This window comes from Fibrobacter succinogenes (assembly GCF_902779965.1).
Taxonomy (GTDB): domain Bacteria; phylum Fibrobacterota; class Fibrobacteria; order Fibrobacterales; family Fibrobacteraceae; genus Fibrobacter; species Fibrobacter succinogenes_F.
In genome coordinates, this window is record NZ_CACZDK010000007.1 from 110,371 (window position 1) to 127,429 (window position 17,059).

A 17,059-nucleotide genomic window follows, 5' to 3' on the forward strand; every position below is an offset into this window, starting at 1 on the left:
GGATTTTAGCTTTATTATCGAGCTTCCAAAAGAATAGTCTATTCGTGGTTGGGGTTCTTATTGCTGACGGCAATTTTCTAGAGCCTTAGCACGATTTTCGTCGTATTCCATCAATATTTCTGAACAATGCTTGTTGCGGCCAAAACCTTTTCTACACCTAACTCTTTTTACAGCTTCATTGAATTTGGCAAAGACAACGCTATCCATATCCTCTTTACGCACAAGGCTGTCTAAAATGTGGCGAATTTCTTTTTTATACGCCAAAGAATCAAAGCGATTTGCGCACGGACAAGTTTCATCGCAAATTTCTAGAACAAATCTTGCAAAAGTCGTGCTGTCCATAATGTAATTCGACCGTAGAATAAATTCATCACCCGCAGCAAGGCAGGCCCTGTTACACGCATTGATTGGAATGATATTTTCAAAAGGGCGGCAAGATTTTTTACATTCGTACGCAAGAGGACGCACATTCAGACCAACAATCGAATCATCTTTTTGTTCAAGAATCTTCGCCGCATAGCATGCGCGGTAACATTCGTCAGCAGAATGCAATGTTTGAATGCGACGAGGTTCTTTTTTCTCTTCTTTCGCCTCCGTTTGTGGATTAAGCTTTTTAATCCGTTCCCGCTCTTCAATCTGTTTTTGCGCGTTTTCTCGCAGGCGATTTTTCGACTCTTCCGACATTACAAACTTTCTATTCTTTTGCACGAGCTGTTCCGTTTGAGGCAAATTTTGCGATTCATCTTTGTTATCGAAACAGCCGATAAATAGCAAGGCTAATAAAGCCAAAGAAAAAACATGGTTGCAAGTTATTAGACCCATCATAAAATATCCCCTAATTAACTATTCTATAAAATACAATTCCATAACTTGAAAAACAACAAACAGCAAGACCACGCCAATAAAATCTTTCAACAGGCGATGCCATAATCCAATTCAAAAAAAAACATTGTTCATAAAGCCTAGAGCTTGGGCAAGAATCGAAGAATTCAAGCAAACTGAGGCATTAAACAAACGAACCCTCACTTATGATGTGGGCATTGGCAACGAAATATTCAAAAATGTTCTGATTTAAATTTCGTCCAGCGTAACGACGAGCGCATCGGTAGCATCGCGGAAATTTGCGCATTCGGTGAGAATGCAGTCGGCGCCATTCACAAACGCAGTTGCAAGACGCAGCGACTCCGCTTCGGTCAGCTTGTGGTTCGTGCGAGCCGCAGCAGCAAAAAGCTCGGCCGCCTTGAGTGACACATCGGCATTCACTTCACAAAGGCGAACGTTTGCAGACTTCTCGAAAAATTCGCGGTACTGCCTAGCAAGCACGCCATCATTTGCGCCATACGCTTTCTTGCAAATTTCAAACAAAGTCACAGAAGAAACGAGAACTTGTACATTGTTCTCATAGACACCGTCCAACACGCCAGAAACTATCGGGTAATAATCCGGATGCATCTGCAAGAGCCGAACTAGCGGCCCCGAATCCAAAAACAAAATGCGACTCTGTTCAATCGACTTAATCATAACCTTCTGCAACAATTCTACGGGCTTGGGCGGAGCCCACTCTTAATCATCTTCTTTTACTGGTTCGTAGATTTCCATGTAAGCGGCGTCATGACGCTGACCGGAACGCATCATCTTGAAACGCCCCGCTCTCGGGTAGAAATACCAATTCATCCATTCCCCACTCATGTCCGTGCGCTTTGTCTTGAGAGCGATTGGCTTTTCACCCATATAATAATCTCGTTTGTGCGGGATTACGCGTTCCATGGCGCGGTACGTATGCACAGAATTTCCGGCGCGGCGTTCAACCGTTCCATGTCCATCCTTGCTCCACGTAATGTTCACAACGCCATGATCGTCCTTCAACGGTTCGCAAGTATCAAACCCACTTGCACACCACAAATATTTCGGATAAGAGAACGTATATGAATCCAAATTAAAAGTCTCGACAATGCGGTTGTTCCCTTTAAATGTCGGATAGTTACCAGCAAGCGTGTAACCACCTACATTGTAATCTTCGCAACCATGTTGAGCCACGCGGACAACGCGGTTAAACACATCAACACCAACAGCGCAACCTTCTTCCTTATAAACAAAGCGGGCATGACCGTTGATATTCTTCTTTTCAAGATTACCCATCTCGATTTCGGCAACGTCTTCGTCCTTGCCGTTTTGCACAATGATATTAAAACGGCTAGCGTTACTCGGAGAACTCTTCAACACCACGCGTCCCGTTTCAGAAACGTATTCGCCGCTTAAGTCCGCGTATTCCTGCATAAAGCGGTCCAGTTCCGAACGCTTCACCCAAACGTCGCCAAACTTGCAATTCACCGGCACATAACGAGGCGGAACCTTAGGTTCCACTTCTTCGTAAGTCACAACACGCTGTTTCTTGGTGACCATCTGCATTTTTCCATTTGCACCACGAACTTTTTCTTGCACATCCACAAAACTTTCGTGTTCAATACGGTCTTTGGGAATCGGGAGCTCCTTGACGGCATCAGAAGACGTCAGGTATCCTAACGAACGTCTTTCATCAATCTCTCCATTAATTTTCTTATAGACATCCAGTTTCATTTGGGCAAAAGCGCTCGCCGAACAAAGAAACAACACCACCAACAAGTTTTTTTTCAAAACAATCTCCTATTTTGGATATTTAAATTAGATTAATGGAGGCATTATATGTAGTAAAAAAAAGATTATGTTAATTTTACTAACATTTAAATGAGTATTTAAACACGAGTTTAACACCAAGGAGATCGAAAATGAAGAAAATGTTTCTTGCTAGCTGCCTGCTTGCGGCATCCGTGTTCGCAGCACCGTCGGCAGAAGATGTTAAGGCTGCAACCGAAAAACCGGCAGTAGAAGCTAAAGCTGCCGTAACTAAGGCTAAGGCCGTAACGGCAAAGAAAAAAGCAAAAGTTGAAAAGGCCAAGGAAGACGCAACCAAAGCCGCTACCGACGTAAAGGCTGCCGCAGCAGATGCAAAGGCAACCGCAGTAGCCGCTCCGGAAGCCGCCAAGGCCGAAGCAACTGCCGCAGTCGAAGCAACAGCAGCAGAAGCAAAGGCCGCCGCCGAACCGATTATTCCAGCAATTGCACCGGAAGCTCCGAAGGCTGAAACCGCTCCGGTTGCCGAAGTCAAGGCTCCAGAAGCCCCTGTCGCCGTAACACCGGTACCCGCTCCAGTTGTAGAACAAGCTCCGGTCGCCGAAACAGCACCTGTTGCAGAACCCGCTCCGGCTGTAGAAGTTCCGGCTGAAGCCCCGGCAGAAATTGCCGCCACAGAACCGGCTTCTACAACATCCCGCAAGAAAAAGAAAATGATCGAAAACGCCGTTTTCACGGTTAATGAAATTGATTTCGATATCAACGCAGACTTCGAACTCGAAGCCGGCAAGGTTTTCTGGACCTCCGAAGATGACGAAAATTCGGACAACCTCGAAAAGTGGAGCGGCCAGGCCAACTTTGCCATCCTCGCCGAAACAAAAGACTTTAAGGGCAAGCTTGCCCTCGCCTTCTACCCCGGCGACTTGAAGACCGACAACGTCCACCATGATATGAGCTCCGCCGAAGACTACTTCTCTCTCGATGAAGCATGGGCTCAGCAGAGCAAGGGCCGCTTCAGCTTCAAACTCGGTCGTTGGGACAACACCGATAAGAACGGCGATTACTTCGGTGGCTACATCGATGGTTACAAGAACGGATTCCTTTCCACTCAGGACCCGGAAAACCAGCTTGAATTCGGCATCATCGCGAACGAAAACTTGGACGTTTCCATCTCCTTTATCAGCAAAGCAACCTACCTCAACAAGGGTGACCTCCGCCTTGCGTTCAACTTCCACGACCTTCCGAGTCTCGAATTGTTCGACATCCAGCTCGCTTACCGTAGCAATGTCTTCGACAAAGTTCACGACAGCGATGTTGACGTTTTCCACAACGCATCCTTGAAGGTCCGCGCTCCAATTATCCCGAACTTCCTCACTGCATTCGGTGAAGTCGCCCTCATGGATATGTCGAACGACCTCGTCGCTCCGCTCACCGGTGGTGTCGAAATGAACTTCAAGACAGTCGATCGCGTGATTCTCGAAGCAGAATACGTTTACAATCGTCATAACCACAGCGACTTTATTGGTAGCAAGACGAAGCATGTCAAGGATGTTCTCGGAGCTCTTTATCTCGAAAAGGCTCTTACGGACCGTTTCTCGCTCTCCGCTGGCTTCCACAGCTATGGTGCATCTAAAGACTTCATGCTCTCCGGCAACTTGATTGGTAGAATAAACTAAGGAGACCGCTCGGCTCTATCGCAAAATAGAACCGACGTCTTCGCCTCGCTCTCGCCATCACGCCCCGTTAAGACGGGGCGCTTATGGCTCACAGAAGTCAAAAAAAAATTGACTATACAAAAAAATCCTGCGATGAACTCGCAGGATTTTTTTTGCAATTACAGCCTACTGTCTACTGCCGACTGATAACTGCGGCGAAGCCGCTAGAAGCCTTTGCGTTCCAAGTCGAGCAAAAGCGCCTGGAGAGATTCTTCGACCGAAGCACGGAAGCTATTCGATCCAAGGCTGCAACTTGCAACGACTTCGTTACCGGAAGAAATTCGAATGACATCAAAGCCATTTTCGGATGTAAAGCAGACAGTCAAACCTTTATTCAGAGCTTTTTCGAGTAAATCGCGCATAGCGACTCCTTTAATGAGATGTTCAAAAAACTTGGGTTGGCGCACCAACAAACTTAAACTAGGCTTTTTTACCCCAAAAAACAAGCAAATAATTTTGAAATTAGCTTATTTCTTTGTATTTTATGAATGCAGGGGGATATTATGTTCGACTTTCATATTCATTTGGCACGATTACCCCATCCAAAGCAACTGACGCAGCAGCTTTGCAATGAAAACTATGACTTTATTGCAGTCGCCTGCGAACCATGGGAATGGGAAGAGGTCGCTCAGCTCAAAAAAGAATTTTCAACAGAAATCAAGCCTTTTAAGGCTGCTTACGGCATCCATCCGATGCTTGCATGGCAGGCAAACGACAAAATGTTTGCGGAATTGCGCGACTATTTGGAAAAAGATAAGATCGCCATGGTCGGCGAAGCGGGGATCGATAAGAGGTATCCAGGCTATGAAGACGGAACCCAAGACCGAATTTTCTTAGCACAAGCCGAACTCGCCCTGGAACTCAAACGAGATTTGCAAATCCATTGCGTTGGGGATTACATGCGGGTGTTAAAGCTTCTGACAGAAGCTGGCTTTCCGCAAGATGTTTCACAAAGTCTAGATGCAGGACATTTGCACGTCTTGTCACGACTTCAAGAAGCTCCGCGCCCAATTTTCCACAGATTCGGCGGTGATACAAATTTCGTAAAAAAATCGCTCCCCTTCGGAGCGCTCTATTCACTACACGAAGAAAGTTTCCGCAAAAAATCGACTGCGGCAGCCATCCCGCATATACCGCAAGAACGCGTGTTCTTTGAAACCGATGCTGATGAATCTTTTTTGGATCCCAAAGAACTCGTTGACTCTCTCGAAAACCGTCTGGAATCAGTTCGGCTCGCCTACGCCAAGTGCCGTGAGTAACGGGTCTGCGGACCGTATAGTCGCCGCCTGAACTTGAATATTGGCGAACGCTCGGAACACTTCGAGCGTCTTTTTTGCCATTTCCACGGGAGTCCCGCGGCCGACTTCGAATACGGCCTGCAACGGCGACATACCCAAGTAACGCATGCCACAAGTGCAAAGGCTGCTGATTTCGCCAAGCACGCGCGGATCTGGCGACGGCGTTTCTGCAAATGTCGCCACAATAACGCCCTTGCGGAGCGCTAGCCCCTGGATACGCAAACGGCCCGCCAATAGACCCAGTTCGGTCACGAGCAAAAGCATCTTCGCGGGTGTGGGCACAGGGCCAAAGCGGTCCTGCAGTTCGCTTTCGATGTTCTGCACATCCGCCTGCGATGTGATACGTGCAATGCGCTGATACAGCGAGATTCTCGTAAGGCCATCTTCCACGTAATCTTCGGGGAGGTAAGCATCCACACCGATTTCCACACGGGGTTGTATCGGCTTTTCAAGAGCGCCACCGCGGAGCATTTCCACCGCTTCACGCACCAAACGCACATACGTTTCAAAGCCGACTTCGGCAATAAAACCATGTTGTTCCTGACCGAGCAGGTTCCCTGCACCGCGAATTTCAAGGTCGCGCATGGCAAGCTGGTAGCCACTGCCGAGGTCGGTAAACTGCTCCAAAGCCTTGAGACGGCGCATAGATTCCTGCGAGATTTCGCCACGCTGCGGAATAACGAGAAACGCCTTTGCCAAAACGCTACTGCGACCCACACGGCCACGCATCTGGTAAAGCTGGCTAATGCCAAAGTGGTGCGCATTCATGATGATAATCGTGTTCGCGTTCGGCACATCCAAGCCAGATTCAATAATGCTTGTACTCACGAGAATATCGAATTTGCGAGAAAGGAAAGCATCCATCACGCGTTCAAGCTCATGGTCTTCCATCTGCCCATGCGCCACAGCAACTTTCGCATCAGGAGCCATCGCTTCAATATCTTCGGCGAGCTTTGTAATCGTTTGCACGCGGTCATTCACCACGAACACCTGGCCGCCACGAGCGAGTTCATCAAGAATTGCATTTTTCAAGACTTCGTCATCGCGCTGCATCAGCTTGGTTTCGACCGGCAAGCGATTGATGGGCGGCGTATTGATGAGCGAAATATCGCGAACGCCCGTCATGCTCAAGTGCAGCGAACGCGGAATAGGCGTGGCACTCATGCTGAGCGTATCAACAGCAAGGCGGAGCTGGCGGAGTTTTTCTTTTTGCTTCACGCCGAACTTTTGCTCTTCATCAATAATCAAAAGTCCGAGGTCTTTGAATTCACTCTTGTTTGACAAAAGCGCATGCGTTCCGATAACGATGTTCACCGTGCCGGCAGCGATTTCCTTGAAAATTTCCTTCTTTTCCTTCGCGCTCTTGTAGCGGTTCATCAAGGCGATGTTGACCGGGTAAGCAGCAAAGCGCTCGCAGAAGTTTTCGTAATGTTGCGCCGCAAGAATCGTCGTCGGCACGAGAATAGCCACCTGCTTGTTGGAGGCAATGCACTTGAACGCCGCACGCATGGCAACTTCCGTCTTTCCAAAACCCACGTCACCACAAATGAGGCGGTCCATCGGGCGACGGCTTTCCATATCGCGTTTGATGTCGGCAGTAGCGCGCAACTGGTCCGGAGTCGGATCGTATTCGAAGGATTCCTCGAATTCTTTTTGCATGTTGCCATCGGGCGGGAAACCGAAACCTTCGACGAGTTCGCGTTTCGCATAAAGTTCCACAAGGTCACGCGCAATCTTGATGACCTTTTCCTTGACGCGCTTCTTGATGTTTTCCCAAGTTTTGCTGCCGAGGCGGTCGAGCTTCGTTTCCACATCGTCCGAACGGTCGAGGCGTTCAATCTTTTGCAAGTCCGACACCGGGAACTTCAAACGGTCGCCGCCATCGTATTCCAGCAACGCGCAGTCGACCATACCGCCATTCACTTCCACACGGACAAGGCCCAAGTAGCGGCCAATGCCGTGGTCTTCGTGCGCCACGAGGTCACCGCGATTGAGCGATTCCACCATCAACGCATTCGTCACCGAGCCCGCAATCTTGTGCTTACGAGCCTTGTTCGCATGGCGGTTTAAAATTCTTGATTCCGTGAGGAATGCGACATTATCGTCTTCGAGCCAAAAGCCTTCGCTCAAGTTTCCGATAAAATAATCTTCGACCGGCAAGCCATCAAAAATTTCACGCAAGCGGTTCACGCCGCCAAGCGTCTGCGCCATCACATAAACGCGGCCGCCCTTATCATAAAATTCTTCAATTTCTTTGGCAACCGCGTCCGTACCATTCGACGTAAAGTCTTGCGGACGCATGTGCATTTCATGCCAGTTGCCATCATCGACTTTGACACGCGTCATATCGAGCGACGCACGACCTACGAACAAACGCGAAAGTTCACCTATTTTGAACCACAGTTCGTTCGGCGGAGCCATTCCCGGATCCGTCACACGGGCTTCGTCGTAAGCACCGCGGAATGCGCCATACATCTTCGAAGCAGTTTCCGAAAGCAACGAAAGTTCTTCAAAGACAAGCGATGCACGCGGCATGTAATCCAAGAGACTTGCCACCAAACGCTGGTGATGCGGACGATGCCACCAAAGCGATTCTGCAGAACATTCCTCACCCGCCATCACCGATTCCGGCACCGTAAATTCACCCATCGGGAAAAACTCGATATGCGTCATCTGCTCCAACGAACGCTGCGAGAAAATATCAAACGCACGGATGGATTCAATCTCGTCGCCGTAAAATTCAATACGAATCGGATGCGGATAAAGCAAGCAGTTCACATCGACAATGCAACCACGAATCGAAAACTCGCCCACGCCGCTCACCATCGGTTGTTCCGTAAAGCCATGATCAAGGAACCACGGGCGCAAAGACGAAGGCTCCAGCTGATCACCAACGCGAAGCGTATGCACCTGGCGCATGATTTCGCCCGGCTCCGGGAGTTTCATCAAGAAGGCATCAAGCGGACAAACGACGACAAATGGCTTTTCTGTATGCGAAACATCGCGGAAGAACTTCAGACGTTCTTCAAGCACGCCCTCGAACGGCACCTTGATTTCGTAAGGTTTCAAGCCGAGCGACGGGAAAAAGCGAACAAACTCCTCGCCCACCATGCTTTCGAGATTCTCGACCCAAACTTCGGCACTGCGGTAATCTTTCGCAATCACCAGAATGTTCTGCGGGCTTTTCAAGAATCGGTTTGCAACCATCATCGAGGCAAGCGGAACCGATGCGCCATTGACGTGAATGGCCTCGTTATCAGCATTTTCAAAAAGCGAAATCGCAGGGAACGAATTTTCTTGAAGGAATTCCGAAATGGTAAGCATAAAGGGAAATGTAGAAAAAAAATCGGCCTACCATCCGAAACAAATATTGCAATTCAAAAAAGTAGATTATACACTACGGATAATTGCAGACGAACAACAATTATTGTATATTACTATATGTAAGGTCATAAAAAATGGACGCAATAAGCAACATAAAAAAAAATTACGATTTCTTCATGAAAAATCTTGAAACCCTTTACGCAAAGTATAAGGGTAAATTTCTTGTCTTGAAAGATGAAAACGTAGAGTCTGCCCATGACGATCTTGCATCTGCATACAAGCACGCAATATCAAAATTTAAACTGGGAGAATTTTCAATACAGGAATGCAAGTCCAACAAACGTGAAGGCTACATCGAAGTTTTCAACTCCAGTTGCGTGAGGTTTGAATAAAGGCTTCATTCACAACAACCTGCCCAGGTATCGCAGACTGCCTTAGAAATGAAGTCGGAGTAAAAGATCCTGCATCCCTAAACGATAAAAAATTCATAGCATTGTGGGACACCGGAGCTACAAATTGTGTTATCACAAAAAATGTCGCACTTAGTCTTGGTCTTGTCCCCATCGGCCAAACAGAGACTCTTGGAGTCAATGGATCTGCAATTGTTCAAGTATATATTATTGAAATAACGCTCCCAAACGGAATAAAAATTTTACGGCAAGTCACAGAAGGTATTTCTAGCGGAACATGGGATGTTCTTATTGGCATGGATGTAATTACAATGGGTGATTTTTGCGTTTCAAACTTCAACGGAGTAACAACATTCTCTTTCAGAGTCCCTTCCGAAGGTAAAACGGATTACGTTCAAATTGATTTGGCTAAACAAAGTACAACAGCATAATTTGAAACAAACTGTCACCACAATTCCAATCCAAAATAAAATCAGCACAAGAGAAAAATGTTTTTACATTTTTCTTAGCTATTATTATTAATAGAAATTCTCCATTTTTTGTATTTTGCGGTTGTGATTATTAACGATTGGGTTTTGGAATGAAAAAGAAGTTTATTGTCATTTTCGGGCTAGTTTGTTTAGCCGTATTGTTGTTCTTCGTTTTTAAAAACGATAACGTGCAAGTCGTTCACGATAAAAATATAGCTAGCGTTTCCAATAATACAGCAAGCACCTCTGACAGCACGGTTCCAAAAACCAAGACCATGTATCGAATTTTAGAGTTTAATGGTGACACCACTGTGTGGGATTCTGCCGACTGTGTTATTCGCGATTCTTCTTTTTCGTGCAAAAAAGAGGTCGTACATGATTTTTCTGATATAGAAAAGTGGCTTGAAGGGACAATATACGGTAATAAATCTCCTTCTATATCCCAAGCGCGAAAATTTAATACAAAACTTCAAAAAAAGCAAAAGATTATTTATAAAGATTTAAACTTCGGTAAAGACGCCATCGTCAATTACATTCCAATCGCAGATATTCCAGCATTCGACCGAAACAATGTCGCACATTTTTTTTCTTATATATCAGGAGACCCGTGCTCCAAACTTTTAACATTCCGTTCAAATTATAAAATTGAGGCAATTGGACTTCCTGATTATTTTAAATGGGAAGAATATAAAGCACGGGAATGCCTTAATAATCCAGATATATTTATTAAGAAAAACTCGGCAGGGCAAAATACATGCATAAATAAATGCACAGTTTTAACAGATGTATTAACAGATTTATCGAAATCACCGAAAGATTTGAAGCTTATTCATCCAACTAATAACATCTCAAATCGGCCAAGACGGGTCGTTGTTAATGTCCGTTATCTACCCCAAAAAAAAGAAATCTATGAATACAAACTACTTAATACATCAATCCTATATAAAGACACTACTTTTTCGTGGAAACTTGTCTATAAAGATCAATACGGTCGCGGCGACACGCTAGATATCACGACAAAATTCGAAGCAACCCCAAATTACACTCCCGCAAAGTGCTACGATTCCGCAAATGAAATAGGTTCAACAAAAGACACTCTCTTTTATCGTATTCTTGATTTTAGAGGGGATACTACTATTTGGCATCCTTCTGATTGTAAAATTTTCGGTAATCGGTTTTCATGCGTTCGTAGATTATCAGCACCCAAGGGCGAACAATGCAATAATCCTTACCACAAAGAGAATTCACCGAAAGCATCTTATAAAAATCTGAACTTTGGAAAAGAAGCTATCACAAACTACATTCCTGTAGCAAACATTCCCGAATTCAATCGCGACTCCGTGGCAAAAGTCTTTTCTATTTTGCCAAGCACATCCTGTTCTGCATTGCTAACGTTCAAATCCAATTACAGTATAGAACCCATCGGACTACCTAACGATTTCGAATGGCGAAGAGACTTTCCGAAAGCAGTCGTTAAAGAGATTTCTAAAAAGAAAAAAATGTGCACCCTAGAATATCGGAAAGCTTCAAAACGTCCCGATCCCTACGAAGAATACCATAACGTCATTTTCGAAGAATTGCCCGAAAAAGCCCGTATTTACAGCTACCAACTTTTCAACAAGTCGCTTAGATCTTACAATGACTCAACCATTAAATGGAAACTTGTCTATAAAGACCAATACGGTCGCGGTGACACGCTGGATATAACAACGAAATTCGAATGAAAGGCTAAAAAATCTCCCTTTTCCCCACCACGCTTTACAATTCTTGAAATATTGAGCTATCTTTATATCGTCAAAAAGCAAAGAGGTTTTTGGCACGCACGACGCAACTTCGACATGAAGACGCCACACGTGCAGATATTATGAAAAAGATAATTGTAGTGAACACGCCAAAGAATTGGAAGTTCCACATTCCCGAAGCCGAAATTGTCTCGGCAAAAGACTACCTGACTAATCCCGATTTTACAACTCAGAAAAACGTTCGTGTTTTCAACTTGTGCAAAGACTACAGCTACCAGAGCAAGGGTTATTATGTAAGCCTGCTTGCCGAAGCGCGCGGTCACAAGGTCATCCCGAACGTCAAGAATATCCGCGACTTCAAAGCCCCTGCAGTCGTGAAAATCATCAGCGACGATATCGACGAGCTGATCCAGAAGAGCCTGCACAAGCTGACCGGCACAGAATTCGTACTTTCCATTTACTTTGGGCAGAACGTCAGCGCGCAATACCTGGAGCTTTCGCAGGCTCTTTACCGCATTTTCCAGGCACCGCTCCTGCGTGCAAAATTTGTCTTCAAGCAAAAATGGTTCATCCAGTCTATCCGCCCGATTAGCGTTGACGAAATTCCTGAAACGCACAAAGAAATGGTAGACCAGTTTGCCATCGAATACTTCCAAAAAGACCGCTATGTCTCCCCCAAGACGGAAGATTACGTGTATGATCTAGGCATTTTAACGAATCCCGAAGAAGTGGAACCGCCAAGCAACAAGGAAGCCATCCAGCTCTTTATCGAAGCCGCACAAGATACGGGTTTCCGCGTGGAAATGATTACCAAGACGGACTACCACCGCGTTGGTGAATTTGATGCCATCTTCATCCGCGAAACGACAAACGTCAACCATCACACTTACGCATTTGCACGCCGCGCCCAGAGCGAAGGCATCGCCGTCATTGACGACCCCGATAGTATTTTACGTTGCTCTAACAAAGTTTATTTGCAAGAACTGATGACAGTCGGCAAGATTCCCTCCCCGAAGACGATTATCGCCCACAGCGAAAACCGCCACACGCTCGCCAAGGAAATCGGATTCCCGATGGTCATCAAGACGCCTGATTCGAGCTTTAGCATGGGCGTCAAGAAGGCGAACAACAAGGAAGAACTCGAAAAGATTCTCGACACGATGTTCGAGCATAGCGACTTGCTCATCGCTCAAGAATTCACGCCCACAGAATTTGACTGGAGAATCGGTATTCTCGACGGAAAGCCGCTCTTTGCCTGTAAATACTACATGGCAAAGGACCACTGGCAAATCTACAACTGGGATAGCAAGGACAAGAACGAGGTCTGCGGCAAGTGGGATTGCCTCCCGATTGAAAGCGTCCCGCACGGCATCGTGAAAACGGCCCTCCGCGTAGCAAGCCTTATCGGCAACGGGCTTTACGGCGTGGACCTCAAGGAAATCAACGGTCATCCGGTTGTAATCGAAGTGAATGACAACCCGAGTATCGACCACGGGATCGAAGATCAAGTTGGCAAAAAGAAGATTTATCTCGCCATCATGAGAAGCCTGCGCCACCGCATCGAAGACCGCCAAAACGCAGCACAACAGAAAGTGATGCAGCATGAAAGGGATATGTTTTTATAAAGTAGGAAGTAGACGGTAGGAAGTAGACAGGAATGCTATAGGAACGTTTTTTCTTACTTGTCATCCCCGCGAAGGCGGGGGATCGCCTTTTCTTAGACACAAAGGTGGTGCCCGCTCGGAGGCGGGCATGACATAACAATAAAATCAAATAAATTTACTTACTATGACTAACTACAAACTTTGGGAACGCTTCGGCGTCGAAATGGAATTCATGATTGTCGATCGCGACACGCTCAAGGTGTTGCCTCGCGCCGATGTTCCCCTCGGAAAAGACAAAGACGGCAATCAACTCTCCGATGTGGAATACGATGACATCGGACTTTCAAATGAACTTGTAAGCCATGTGCTGGAATTCAAGTGTGCTCACCCAAAATCGACATTTGACGGGCTTGGCAAGCGATTTTTCCACGAGATTCGCCGTGCAAACAAGAAGCTCGAAAAAATCAACGCGATGCTTTTGCCAAGCGCCTGCCATCCGTTCATGGACCCGGCTGAAATGCAGCTTTGGCCGTACGATTGCCTCGACATTTACCAAACTTACGACCGCATTTTCAACTGCAAAGGCCACGGCTGGGCAAACTTGCAAAGCACGCACCTAAACCTTTCTTTTGATGGAGACGAAGAATTTGGCGAACTCCACGCAGCGATTCGCTTGCTGTTGCCGCTGATCCCCGCCATTGCAGCAAGCAGCCCGTATCTCGACGGCAAATACACCGGCTATCGCGACGCCCGCATCGAGGTCTATCGCCACAACCAAGACAAAGTTCCAGAAATCACGGGCCAAGTCATCCCGGAACAGGCGTACAGCTACGATGAATACAACAAAATGATTTTCGACAAAGTCAAGAAGGCTATCGCCCCGTACGATACCGAACACTTGCTCAATCATTTCTTTTTAAACAGTCGTGGTGCCATAGCCCGCTTTGACCGCGGAGCAATTGAAATCCGCCTCGTCGATATTCAGGAATGCCCGAACGCCGACATCGCCATTGTAGAGCTTGAAATAGCAACACTTAAGGCGATTGTGAATGGCAAGTTCGCGGCATCTCGCACAAGCAATGCCGCAAGCGCTTCCGACGCAGCCTCCGCAAATTCCGTGCCGCACACGCTCAAGGAATACCGCGAATTCTTGCGCAACTTCGACACGACTCGCCTTGCAGAACTCCTCGCCAAGACCACGAAGGACGCCGAAAACGCCCAAATCGATTGGCAAGAATACCTCTCCGTATTCGGCATGAATTTCGCGACCTCCCCCGCGATCACCCCCGCATCCGCCCCGGTTACCGCCGGCGACATCTGGAAGCACATTTACAGCGTTGTGAAAAACGACCTCACAGAAGTCTCGCAGTGCTTCATGGAAAAAATGCTCGAACGCGGAACGCTCTCCAGCGCCCTCTATAAAGCGCTCGGCGATGCCCCCGCCCACGAAGCATTTGTCACGGAATACAAAAAATTAGCCGATTGCCTCGCCCATAACCGGCTCTATGGAGTCTGCGATTAAGACCACGTTCCCCTACTGTGAACAACATCACATAGTGATAAATTTCACACTCCAGCACCCCCTTTCCTAAATATATTTGAGACATCAATAGGAAAAAGGAGGGTTACATGGAGACAAATAGTCGCAGTAACGAAGGTGACGACTACATTCCGCCGTTTAAACCGTAAGCATAAAAATGCTAAAACGAGTCCGAAAGGGCTCGTTTTTTTTCGCTCGCTGTACCATCACAAAAAGCCATACACAACAAAGCATCGCACATACAAAAAAGCCGCCCTCTTTCCGAGAGCGACCTTCTAGTTTTCCAAAAATTATTCTATTACTTCAGAATAACATTCTTAGCTCCGACCATGCCATTCTGTTTAACAGTTACAATGTAGCGACCGTTAGGCACGATTCCAGAATTCCACTGCACATGATGGAGGCCTGGGCCGAGATTTTCTTTAACAATATTAGCCACAACGACACCATTGGCATTAATAACAGAAATCTTGACATTGCCCGTGGACTTGAGGTTCACAGCAATTGCAGAATGGTCAGCACCCTTGATTTCCGGAGAGAACTTGCGATTGTCAACAAAGGACATCTCTTTAGCAGGCGCAAAAGCACTACCCGCATTCGATTCTTTCTTTAAAGTGCCTCCAGTCCATTTGATTGCATAGTAGGTCGTATTGTCGGATCCATCCACTATTTTTCTGATTTTCTTCTGAACACTTTCAGAAGCACCATGCCAATTCCAGGAATTCCGATTCTTACTATCTTCATCGTCTATATAAATCTCGCTATAAGCAATATTCGTCTTGTTAACATTTGCAAAGACGCCATACTTGCTATCCACAGGATATTTCTTGGTCGAATTGGGATCCGCCGGAACATAGCAATATTCCAAATCGGCGTTACCGCCAACATAATTTGGCCATATATCTCTCTTATAACCATTATCGTTATTAGAATCTTCCGTATCATGATGGCGAGTAAAATGCTGTGAACCCTTAGGGCAAGCATTATCAAGCTTTAAGACAACATAGTCATAAGGAACTTTGGGCATTTCGTTATAAAACACAGGCCTATAAGTAAATGTAGACTTAGAACCAAGAGCAATCCCTATAGGGGATTTATTTCCACTAACGATGCGAGTTCTATTTTTGCTATCCTCACAATCAAGCTTTATAGAAAGGACTTCATTTGTATAAACATTACCACCTTCTTTGGGAGTTTCATTTGTCAACAAGCCAACTCTTTTTGATTTATTACCAAGGTCTTCATCATACAAGACGCTTCCTGATGTCGACGTAATTCGAATACGAACATCAAAAATTTCCGCATAAATTGATGCCCAATCAGATTGGCCCACAAAAGCAAGCTGAATCCCGACACCAGTAGTTGAACTTGGGAAATACGCACCCTTCGCAATTTTTTGGCTGCTATAATCAAGTTCGGCAATTTTATATACTTCAGCAGAGACTCTTTCTCTTTTTGTGGTAAATTTTCCTTGCGGTGCACCAATTGATCCAACCCAAACATTCTGCGTACTGCGAGATACATAATAGAACTGTATTTTAAACCCTTTTATCTCACTACCAGTATTATGAATATTCAACAAATGGACAGAGACGCCACTATTGTCATCACCACGATTTTCGCGCCCCACTTCTATTGCGGCAAAACTTATTGACGCACAAAGAAGCATCAGCATACATATTTTTTTCTTCATTTCTTTTTCTCCTTTTAAAAAAGTTGTGTACAATTTTAGTTAAATTTGTTTAAAATGCAATACTATTAAAAAAAATTATACATTTATCTGTTATTTTTACACAACGTAAAAAACATCTACACAAACAAAATCAATCGTACAAACTTAGAAACTGATTTCAAAAAAAAATGGGGATGCGGACAGCAATTTAAAACCTAGTATATCCAAGATCGTTTTTAGAATCAAGCAAGACGAAAAACGGCAAGGCGTAGCGTACTAAGCGTACGTGAGCCTTGCCTTTAATTTTTTTTAACGAATAATGCGTTATAAAGCGATTTTACACCTTGAGTTCGCCAGCGTCAATATTAGCCCAATCCTTAACGGCTTCAATTGCCGGGCGGACTTCTTCGGTCACGAACTTCACAACCTGTCCCGGAGCGCGACCCACGAACTTGCGGAGGTCGAGGATTTCCTTGAGCTTAGCTTCGGTGATGCCGAGCTTCTGGAACTTTTCGTTCTTCAGGACGCGTTCGAGCAAGTCGTTATCCTTGCCCTGTTCCTTCACGACCTTGCCAGCTTCCATGGACATCACGCGGATTTCTTCGTGGAGTTCCTGACGGTCGCCGCCATTCTTCACGCCTTCCATGATGATGTTTTCGGTAGCCATGAACGGG

Annotated in this window: 13 protein-coding genes and 1 pseudogene; 7 read left to right on the forward strand and 7 right to left on the reverse strand. The window is 46.0% G+C overall.

Features of this window, described 5'->3' with window-relative positions; genetic code table 11:
• Positions 1-57: 57 nt before the first annotated feature.
• From HUF13_RS05400 to HUF13_RS05410, 3 genes are all read right to left on the reverse strand, one after another.
• Positions 58-825, reverse strand: a complete 768-nt coding sequence (locus HUF13_RS05400) for a hypothetical protein (protein ID WP_173474172.1) — start codon at positions 823-825, stop codon at positions 58-60.
• A gap of 246 nt (positions 826-1,071) precedes the next feature.
• Positions 1,072-1,521, reverse strand: a complete 450-nt coding sequence (locus tag HUF13_RS05405) for a hypothetical protein (protein ID WP_088639692.1) — start codon at positions 1,519-1,521, stop codon at positions 1,072-1,074.
• 42 nt (positions 1,522-1,563) lie between these two features.
• A complete protein-coding gene (locus tag HUF13_RS05410) occupies positions 1,564-2,634 on the reverse strand; it encodes a hypothetical protein (protein ID WP_173474173.1) in 1,071 nt (356 codons plus the stop codon).
• Positions 2,635-2,765: 131 nt separating this feature from the next.
• On the opposite strand from HUF13_RS05410, the gene HUF13_RS05415 reads away from it, so the two are divergent.
• On the forward strand, positions 2,766-4,286 hold the full coding sequence (locus HUF13_RS05415) for a hypothetical protein (RefSeq protein WP_173474174.1): 1,521 nt from the start codon (positions 2,766-2,768) through the stop codon (positions 4,284-4,286).
• Positions 4,287-4,489: 203 nt separating this feature from the next.
• Here the strand turns inward: HUF13_RS05415 and HUF13_RS05420 are convergent, their stop codons facing one another.
• A complete protein-coding gene (locus HUF13_RS05420; RefSeq protein ID WP_014544972.1) occupies positions 4,490-4,687 on the reverse strand; it encodes a hypothetical protein in 198 nt (65 codons plus the stop codon).
• A 141-nt stretch (positions 4,688-4,828) separates the two neighbouring features.
• Here HUF13_RS05420 and HUF13_RS05425 point away from each other — a divergent pair, with 141 nt between their 5' ends.
• Positions 4,829-5,584 (forward strand): TatD family hydrolase, encoded by a 756-nt coding sequence (locus HUF13_RS05425; RefSeq protein WP_173474175.1) that lies wholly within the window; start codon positions 4,829-4,831, stop codon positions 5,582-5,584.
• Here the strand turns inward: HUF13_RS05425 and mfd are convergent.
• The gene (gene mfd, locus HUF13_RS05430; protein WP_173474176.1) at positions 5,549-8,947 is read right to left on the reverse strand and encodes a transcription-repair coupling factor; all 3,399 of its coding nucleotides are present in this window, start codon (positions 8,945-8,947) and stop codon (positions 5,549-5,551) included. The genes HUF13_RS05425 and mfd overlap by 36 nt on opposite strands.
• Positions 8,948-9,123: 176 nt before the next feature.
• Between mfd and HUF13_RS05435 the strand changes: the two genes are divergently transcribed.
• The 5 genes from HUF13_RS05435 to HUF13_RS05455 all read left to right on the forward strand — a co-directional run bounded on the left by HUF13_RS05435 (position 9,124) and on the right by HUF13_RS05455 (position 14,695).
• Positions 9,124-9,339 (forward strand): hypothetical protein, encoded by a 216-nt coding sequence (locus HUF13_RS05435; protein WP_173474177.1) that lies wholly within the window; start codon positions 9,124-9,126, stop codon positions 9,337-9,339.
• A 29-nt stretch (positions 9,340-9,368) separates the two neighbouring features.
• The gene (locus HUF13_RS05440; RefSeq protein WP_304038848.1) at positions 9,369-9,788 is read left to right on the forward strand and encodes an aspartyl protease family protein; all 420 of its coding nucleotides are present in this window, start codon (positions 9,369-9,371) and stop codon (positions 9,786-9,788) included.
• Positions 9,789-9,937: 149 nt separating this feature from the next.
• On the forward strand, positions 9,938-11,551 hold the full coding sequence (locus HUF13_RS05445; protein ID WP_173474179.1) for a hypothetical protein: 1,614 nt from the start codon (positions 9,938-9,940) through the stop codon (positions 11,549-11,551).
• 140 nt (positions 11,552-11,691) lie between these two features.
• Positions 11,692-13,194, forward strand: coding sequence for a RimK family protein (locus HUF13_RS05450; protein ID WP_173474180.1), 1,503 nt, complete (start codon positions 11,692-11,694; stop codon positions 13,192-13,194).
• A gap of 163 nt (positions 13,195-13,357) precedes the next feature.
• Positions 13,358-14,695, forward strand: a complete 1,338-nt coding sequence (locus HUF13_RS05455; protein WP_173474181.1) for a glutamate-cysteine ligase family protein — start codon at positions 13,358-13,360, stop codon at positions 14,693-14,695.
• Between the two features lie 316 nt (positions 14,696-15,011).
• On the opposite strand, the gene HUF13_RS05460 is transcribed toward HUF13_RS05455, so the two are convergent.
• Both HUF13_RS05460 and HUF13_RS05465 read right to left on the reverse strand, forming a co-directional pair.
• Complete coding sequence (locus tag HUF13_RS05460; RefSeq protein ID WP_173474182.1) at positions 15,012-16,406, reverse strand: hypothetical protein; 1,395 nt, start codon at positions 16,404-16,406, stop codon at positions 15,012-15,014.
• 316 nt (positions 16,407-16,722) lie between these two features.
• A pseudogene (locus HUF13_RS05465) lies at positions 16,723-17,059 on the reverse strand (adenylosuccinate lyase); the annotation flags it as partial.

Bases quoted from the DNA above. Each gene is read 5' to 3' on its own strand.
- HUF13_RS05400 (WP_173474172.1), bottom strand. From the start codon at position 825: ATGATGGGTCTAATAACTTGCAACCATGTTTTTTCTTTGGCTTTATTA.
- HUF13_RS05405 (WP_088639692.1), bottom strand. From the start codon at position 1,521: ATGATTAAGTCGATTGAACAGAGTCGCATTTTGTTTTTGGATTCGGGG.
- HUF13_RS05415 (WP_173474174.1), top strand. From the start codon at position 2,766: ATGAAGAAAATGTTTCTTGCTAGCTGCCTGCTTGCGGCATCCGTGTTC.
- HUF13_RS05420 (WP_014544972.1), bottom strand. From the start codon at position 4,687: ATGCGCGATTTACTCGAAAAAGCTCTGAATAAAGGTTTGACTGTCTGC.
- HUF13_RS05425 (WP_173474175.1), top strand. From the start codon at position 4,829: ATGTTCGACTTTCATATTCATTTGGCACGATTACCCCATCCAAAGCAA.
- mfd (WP_173474176.1), bottom strand. From the start codon at position 8,947: ATGCTTACCATTTCGGAATTCCTTCAAGAAAATTCGTTCCCTGCGATT.
- HUF13_RS05435 (WP_173474177.1), top strand. From the start codon at position 9,124: ATGAAAAATCTTGAAACCCTTTACGCAAAGTATAAGGGTAAATTTCTT.
- HUF13_RS05445 (WP_173474179.1), top strand. From the start codon at position 9,938: ATGAAAAAGAAGTTTATTGTCATTTTCGGGCTAGTTTGTTTAGCCGTA.
- HUF13_RS05450 (WP_173474180.1), top strand. From the start codon at position 11,692: ATGAAAAAGATAATTGTAGTGAACACGCCAAAGAATTGGAAGTTCCAC.
- HUF13_RS05455 (WP_173474181.1), top strand. From the start codon at position 13,358: ATGACTAACTACAAACTTTGGGAACGCTTCGGCGTCGAAATGGAATTC.
- HUF13_RS05460 (WP_173474182.1), bottom strand. From the start codon at position 16,406: ATGAAGAAAAAAATATGTATGCTGATGCTTCTTTGTGCGTCAATAAGT.